The following is a 4808-nucleotide window of genomic DNA, read 5'->3' as shown; positions in this document are numbered from 1 at the left end:
CCGCCTGGCCGCCGCCCTGGTGATCCCCGTGCGCTGCGCGGCCAGCGTGGCGTTCAGGCGCTGGCGTTCGGTGTCAAACGCTTCGAGCACGGCCAGACCTTTGGCCAGCCCCTCGATGAAATCTGCTTTGGCGATGGTCATATCAACCTTTTGAAAAACAAGCGAGCCACTGTGGTCGATATGGCGGGTGGATGCCGCCATTGATCGGCGTCAATTTGCGCGATCATCGCACAATCATTCTGCTCATCGTACAAACTCAGCAGCGATCCACCCCAAAAATCAGCCAGCCCTCTAAGCTTGCTGGCATTCAATGGCACGACTTCAGGAGACAAACCATGAGCACCACCCGCACCCAAGTGGCCATCGTCGGCGCCGGCCCTTCCGGTTTGCTGCTGGGCCAATTGCTCTTCAAAGCGGGCATCGACGCCGTGATCGTAGAGCGTCAAAGCCCCGACTATGTGCTCTCGCGCATCCGCGCTGGGGTCTTGGAGCAAGTGACCATGGACCTGCTGGACGAAGCCGGGGTGGGCCAGCGCATGCACAAAGAGGGTTTGGTGCACACGGGTTTTGACTTGTTGTTCAAAGGCGCTCGCCACCGCATCGACATGGACCAATTGACAGGTGGCAAGAAAGTCATGGTGTATGGCCAGACCGAAGTGACCCGTGACCTGATGGACATGCGCCAAGCAGAAGGTTTGCCCACGGTGTACGAGGCCGACAAGGTGCAGGTGCACGATTTCGACAGCGCCAAACCCCGTGTCACCTTCGAAAAAAATGGCCAACTGCACACCATCGAGTGCGACTTCATCGCCGGCTGCGACGGCTTTCATGGCGTGTGCCGCGCCAGTGCGCCCCCCAATGCGATCAAGGAATACGAAAAGGTCTACCCCTTCGGCTGGCTGGGTGTGTTGTCGGACACACCGCCTGTCCACCACGAATTGATTTACGCCAATAGCACCCGCGGCTTTGCCCTGTGCTCGCAGCGCAGTGCCACGCGCAGCCGCTATTACCTGCAAGTGCCGCTGACCGACAAGGTCGAGCAATGGTCTGACGACGCTTTCTGGGCCGAATTGCGCCATCGCCTCGACCCCGAAGCCCGCGAACAACTGGTGACTGGCCCCAGCATCGAAAAAAGCATCGCCCCCCTGCGCAGCTTTGTGACCGAACCGATGCGCTTTGGCCGCATGTTCTTGGCGGGCGATGCCGCCCACATTGTGCCGCCCACAGGCGCCAAGGGCCTGAACCTGGCCGCCACCGACGTGAAGTACCTGTCCACCGCCCTCATCGCGTATTACCAAGACAAGACCGAAGCGGGCATCGACAGCTATTCAGAGCGTTGCTTGCGCCGCATCTGGCGGGCCGAACGCTTTTCTTGGTGGTTCACCAGCTTGATGCACCACTTCCCGGAAAACGGCGACATTGGGCAGAAGTTCCAGGATGCCGAACTCGACTACCTGATCCACAGCGAAGCCGGTTCACGCACCATGGCCGAAAACTACGTGGGCTTGCCGCTGAATTTCGGCGAGTAGGCCATGGGTCTGTCCTCCTCGGGGTGCGCCGCTCCTACAATCACATCCACCATGAGCACTTCCCAACCCCTTCGCGGCGTTCGCGTCGTCAGCCTGGCCCTCAACCTGCCCGGCCCTGCGGCCCTGATGCGCCTGACCCAGATGGGCGCGCGCTGCACCAAAGTCAATCCGCCTGCGGGCGATCCCATGCAGCACTTCACGCCCGGCGGTTATGACCTGCTGCACCAAGGTGCCAAGCACCAAACGCTGGACCTCAAAACCGCTGCGGGCCAAGCTGCCTTACACAAGTTGCTGCCCCAAACCGACGTGTTGTTGACGTCCTTTCGCCCCTCGGCCCTGAGCAAGTTGGGCCTGGGCTGGAAGACGCTGCGCAAGCAATACCCCGCCCTCAGCCTGATTGAGGTGGTGGGTGCCCCCGGACCCCTGGCTGAAATTCCCGGGCACGATTTGACTTACCAAGCCGAGGCTGGCTTGGTCAATGGCATGGAATTGCCTGCGAGTTTGTTTGCCGACATGGGCGGCGCACTGATGGCCAGCGAAGCCACACTCAAAGCCGTGCTGACACTCAAAACCACGGGCAAAGGATCTCACCACGAAGTGGCCTTGTCAGACGCCGCCGCCTGGCTGGCTCTGCCCCGCCAGTTGCGCATGACCACGCCCGATGGCGCGGTGGGCGGTGCACACGCGGGCTACCGCATCTATGCCTGCAAAAACGGCCGCGTGGCGCTGGCTGCACTGGAGCCGCACTTTGCCGCCCGCATCTGCGAAGCCGCTGGCGTGAAGCTGATGGACCCCGCGAAAGATCTGTTCAAACCCGCCACACACCAAGCCATCGAAACATTTTTGGCCAGCAAGACCCGCGCCCAGCTCGACAAGCTGGCCACGGCCCAAGACATCCCACTGATGACTCTGCCGCGCTAAAAGACACCTTGCCCACCGCCGCCAGACTCAGCTGTTCGGCCGATTGAGCAAGGAGATTGGGCCAAGCCGAACGCCGAAAAAATGCATAAAGCGCTGGCTTGTTTTTGTGGATGACTGCTACCCTTTCGGCCATCACACCGAAAGCCACGCATGTCCTCGAAAAAACACACCGCTCGCTTTGAAGAAATCCAGCAGCTGGAGTTGCTGCGCCAACACCGCCGAGCGCATCGACAGCATTTGGAGATCGCGCCCGCAATCTTGGCTGAACAGATCGCTCTTGACCCGCCCACCCGTGGCCAGCGACTGGCCGATCGGGTGGCCGCCACCATCGGGTCGTGGCGTTTCATCATGTTCCAAAGCACGGCCATCGCTTGCTGGATCACGGGCAACGTGCTGGTGGGTCAAGGTGCTTGGGACCCTTACCCCTTCATCTTGCTGAACTTGCTGCTGTCGTTTCAAGCGGCCTACACAGCGCCCGCCATCATGATGAGCCAAAACCGGCAATCTGAGCTTGACCGCAAACACGCCCAAACCGACTACGAAATCAACGTCAAAGCCGAGCTGGAAATTGAGCTCTTGCATGAAAAAATCGACATCATGAAAGAGCAGGAACTGCTCGCTCTGAGCCAGGCGGTGCGCGATTTGACAGAACAAGTTCGCTTGATGTCAGCACAATTGCCCAGGCCGCAGTGAGCGTTTAGGCCAGCCCGTCAATCCTTGCTGCCCGCCGGGCCCCAGGGCGTGTAGTGGACGATGAGCACCGTGCTCAGGCCATAGATGGCCATGCCTGAGCCGACCAAGGCAAAGATCATCCACGCGGGGGACTGCCAGGACGCCAGCAACCAACCGCCGATGGCCACCACCAACAAGCGCAGCGTGCCTGCGATCACGGGGCCTACGGCCTTGCCCGCACCCAGCGACGAGAAATACAGCGACAAGCCCAAACCAAAAAACGCATAAAAAGGGCCCGCCCATAGAAAGTAGCTGGCCGCAGAGGCCAGCACCGCCGGGTCTTGGGTGTACAACAGGGTCCATGCAACGGGCACCCACGTCACGATAAGGCCCAAGACCCCCAAAGCTGCGGTAGCCACTGCAGCGGCTGTCCACGCGGCCCGCCGAGCCCGGGCGATATCCCCAGCACCGATGGCCATGCCCACCAAGGGCACCGAGGCCACGCCCACGGCAAACGCAATGGGCACCAGCAAAAACTCCAACCGCGTGCCAATGCCGTACCCGGCCAAAGCCTCGGTGCCAAAAGTGGCCACCAAACGCGTCAAGATCAAAATGGTCAACACCGTTTGAAAGGGAGAGATGCAGGCCACAGCGCCCACCCGCAAAATGTCCAGCAAGTGCCTGGGCTCCAGCGCCGTGCTGCGCACCAGCAGGGTGATCTTGGCTTTGCCAGATGTCAAATAAGCCCACAAAAACACCGCCCCGCCCAAATTGGCCAACACGCCCCCAGCGGCCACGCCCTGCATGCCCAGCTGCGGCAAAGGGCCCCACCCCAAGCCCAGCGCGCCGCCTGCCAAAACCTGCAGCACAGCCACCACAAACAGCGTGACCGACGGCACTTTCATGTTGCCGCTGCCCCGGATCACCGAAGACAGCGTGTTCACGACCCACACAAACACCGAGCCCAAAAAAGCCACTTCGCAATAAGCCACGGCCTGGGCCAGGGCCTCACCTTGACCGCCCAAGGCGGACATCATGGCCGCGCCCCACAGCGCCATCACCAGCATGAACACCAAGCCCAGCGACACCCCAATCCATAAGGCATGCACCGCCAACAGGTTGGCCCGATCGGGATCACCCGCGCCCAAAGCCCGGCTCACGGCAGACGACACACCGCCGCCCATGGCCCCGGCCGACATCATGGTTTGCAGCATCACAAAGGGAAACACCAGCGCCATGCCCGCCAAGGCAGAAGCGCCGAAGTACCCCACATAACTGGTCTCGGCAATGGCCGCCAGCGCCGCGGCCAGCATGGCCACCATATTGGGCAAAGCAAACCGCAGCAAGAGGGGCAAGATCGGTCCGGTCAACAAAGGGTTGACGGCGACGGGTGCATTCATGGGTTTCCGTTCTGCGGTGTTTCGGGTTTGCCGGACAAAGTTTAGTCCAAGGCTCAAACCTTTGCCCCAAGTCAATCTGGCGCCGAACTGAAGGCTATGGGTTCGATGCCGCACAGAATGGCAAGGGCGCCCTCCAGCCTCTGTGTCATGCCCTAGCGTCAGATTTCTCCGCTCTGGCGGGTCTCACCCCAGCTCGATCGGCGACAATCCCAACTCTGACCGAAACCACCATGAAAACCAAGACTTCTTCCATTTTTTCGATCCTCCTCACCGCCGCTGCTTGCGC

At 60.9% G+C, this 4808-nt stretch carries 5 protein-coding genes; 3 read left to right on the top strand and 2 right to left on the bottom strand.

Features of this window, described 5'->3' with window-relative positions:
• A partial coding sequence (locus Q0O19_RS13860; RefSeq protein WP_295523941.1) for a helix-turn-helix domain-containing protein occupies window positions 1-141 on the bottom strand: 141 nt, incomplete at its 3' end.
• A gap of 194 nt (window positions 142-335) precedes the next feature.
• On the opposite strand from Q0O19_RS13860, the gene pobA reads away from it, so the two are divergent.
• The 3 genes from pobA (at window position 336) to Q0O19_RS13845 (ending at window position 3143) form a co-directional block, all read left to right on the top strand.
• Entirely contained in the window at window positions 336-1529 is a 1194-nt protein-coding gene (pobA, locus tag Q0O19_RS13855; RefSeq protein ID WP_295523939.1) for a 4-hydroxybenzoate 3-monooxygenase, read from the top strand.
• 51 nt (window positions 1530-1580) lie between these two features.
• On the top strand, window positions 1581-2450 hold the full coding sequence (locus tag Q0O19_RS13850) for a CoA transferase (RefSeq protein WP_295523936.1): 870 nt from the start codon (window positions 1581-1583) through the stop codon (window positions 2448-2450).
• A 150-nt stretch (window positions 2451-2600) separates the two neighbouring features.
• Window positions 2601-3143 (top strand): DUF1003 domain-containing protein, encoded by a 543-nt coding sequence (locus tag Q0O19_RS13845; protein ID WP_295523934.1) that lies wholly within the window; start codon window positions 2601-2603, stop codon window positions 3141-3143.
• Between the two features lie 17 nt (window positions 3144-3160).
• Here the strand turns inward: Q0O19_RS13845 and Q0O19_RS13840 are convergent, their stop codons facing one another.
• The gene (locus tag Q0O19_RS13840) at window positions 3161-4522 is read right to left on the bottom strand and encodes an MATE family efflux transporter (protein ID WP_295523932.1); all 1362 of its coding nucleotides are present in this window, start codon (window positions 4520-4522) and stop codon (window positions 3161-3163) included.
• Window positions 4523-4808 lie beyond the last annotated feature (286 nt).

The sequence above is a fragment of the Limnohabitans sp. Rim8 genome (genome assembly GCF_945869175.1).
Lineage (GTDB): Bacteria > Pseudomonadota > Gammaproteobacteria > Burkholderiales > Burkholderiaceae_C > Limnohabitans_A.
Note: the sequence above shows the minus strand (reverse complement) of the source record. Positions and strands in the feature narration are given on the sequence as shown.